This window comes from Micromonospora sp. CPCC 206060 (assembly GCF_036906895.1).
Taxonomy (GTDB): Bacteria; Actinomycetota; Actinomycetes; order Mycobacteriales; family Micromonosporaceae; genus Micromonospora.
Window position 1 is genome coordinate 1 of the sequence record NZ_JBAKHU010000198.1, and the last position, 1,851, is coordinate 1,851.

2 protein-coding genes are annotated in these 1,851 nt (G+C 64.1%); both read left to right on the forward strand.

Features of this window, described 5'->3' with window-relative positions; all coding sequences use genetic code 11:
- Positions 1-1,128, forward strand: a 1,128-nt coding sequence (locus tag V6U90_RS33205; protein WP_334445100.1) for a hypothetical protein, incomplete at its 5' end; no start/stop codon positions are given.
- 11 nt (positions 1,129-1,139) lie between these two features.
- Entirely contained in the window at positions 1,140-1,829 is a 690-nt protein-coding gene (locus tag V6U90_RS33210; protein ID WP_334445102.1) for a hypothetical protein, read from the forward strand.
- Positions 1,830-1,851 lie beyond the last annotated feature (22 nt).

A 1,851-nucleotide genomic window follows, 5' to 3' on the forward strand; every position in this document is an offset into this window, starting at 1 on the left:
TGGCCGCCTCACGTCTACGCCAAACCGGCTCTGAGCTGCAGGTCTGCCGTACACCACTCTGCCGGACGCAACTATCTCGTCAAGCTGTTGCCGGAGCACTTCGAGCTGATCGACGCCCCGATCGGCGGGGAAGAGACGCTGCCGGATGCTGGGGACGCCCTGTGGGAGCTGAAGGAGCAGTACAGCGGGTACACGCTCGTCTTGGTCGAAGCCAAGACATCGTTCACGCCCCGGGACGTGGAAAAGATCCACGCGCGCTTGTCGGGTGCAGTCCGCAGGGCTATGCGTGATCCAGTGATCTTGGTTGTTGCTCCCTGGTTGAGCCCGAGGTCGCGAGCCATGCTTGAAGAGCGAGGCTACTCGTACCTCGATTTGACCGGGAATGTCTACCTGCGCGTCCAAAGACCAGCCGTGTTCGTCCGGCTACCTGGCGCGCAGCGTGACCCGCACCCGTCCCACCGCGGCCCTGCTCGGTTGTATGGACCCAAAGCTCGCCGGCTCGCACGCCTGCTGGTCGACGTCATGCCCCCGCTTCGGCTAACAGATCTGGCCAGGGTGGGCGGCCTCAACCGAGGCTATGTGTCCAGCCTGCTACAGGCCCTCGATGAACAAGCAGTGATCGAACGTGACCGTAAGGGCACGGTGGTGGACGTTGACTGGCCCGGGCTGCTGACCCTCGCTGCCGCACGCTACGACCTTCTCAAGACCAACACCACCTCACTGTCTGTCGCACCCGCTGGCGCGGCTGACCTGTTTCACCGGCTAACGGATGATGGTGCCCCGCCGGTCGTCGTCACAGGATCCTTCGCTGCGTCGGCGGTCGCGCCCATCGCTGCACCGGCCCAACTAGTCCTCTACACCGACAGTCCGAGCGAGGTAAGTCAGTTCGGTCGACTGTTACCGACGGATCGAGGCGCTGATGTCGTGCTGCTGCGCCCTGAGGATGAGGCGCAGCTTGCTCGGGCGCGCCAAGTGGGGGGCCGGCGCCATGTGGGGCTCAGCCAGTTGGCGTTGGACTGCCTCGGCGGCAATGGCCGACTGCCCGAGGAGGGGGAAGCCCTGATCGACTGGATGCGCGAACACGAATCGCGTTGGCGGTTGCGGGATCTTCCGGAGCTCGATGTGTAGATTCGCTGTCCATGATGTCGCCAGAGACCTCGCCACTATATGTGGCAGCGCGTCGCGTGTTGTTGGACGCCCTCAACGCGCTCGCCGAGCACCGCAAAGCGGTCATTCTGGCTGGCGCCCAAGCAATCTACGTGCGTACCGGCGGAGCCACGCTCGATGTCAGCGTCGCGCCGTACACCACCGACGCTGACCTTGCCCTCGATCCGCGGGTGTTGGGAGCCAACCCAGCGCTCAAGGAGGCAATGGAGTCTGCCGGGTTCTCACTGGGCACTGAACCAGGAATCTGGCAGAGATCCGTTCTCGTGGCCGGCCAAGAAGTCATCGTGCCGGTGGACCTGCTTGTGCCGGAGGCACTGGCGGGTAAGGGGCGCAGGTCGGCGCAATTGCCCTCTCACGGCGCGAACACCGCCCGTCGCACGCCCGGATTAGAGGCAGCAGTAGCTGACCACTGCGACGTGATGATTACCAGCCTGGAACCCGACGCCGACGACCGCACAGTGCTGGTACCGGTGGCCGGCACCGCCGCCCTGTTCGTGGCCAAGGCGCACAAGTTGCACGAACGGTTCCGTGATGCCGGCACAGGTAGAACATCGCGCCTGAAGCCGAAGGACGCTAGCGACGTCATCCGCCTCATGCAAGCAGAGTCACCCGAACAGGTCGGGTCAAGTCCTGTGGAGTGGTGTTTAGCGGTTGTTGCGTGATCGTTTGTTGTTCGGTGGGTTG

Bases quoted from the DNA above. Each gene is read 5' to 3' on its own strand.
- V6U90_RS33210 (WP_334445102.1), top strand. From the start codon at position 1,140: ATGATGTCGCCAGAGACCTCGCCACTATATGTGGCAGCGCGTCGCGTG.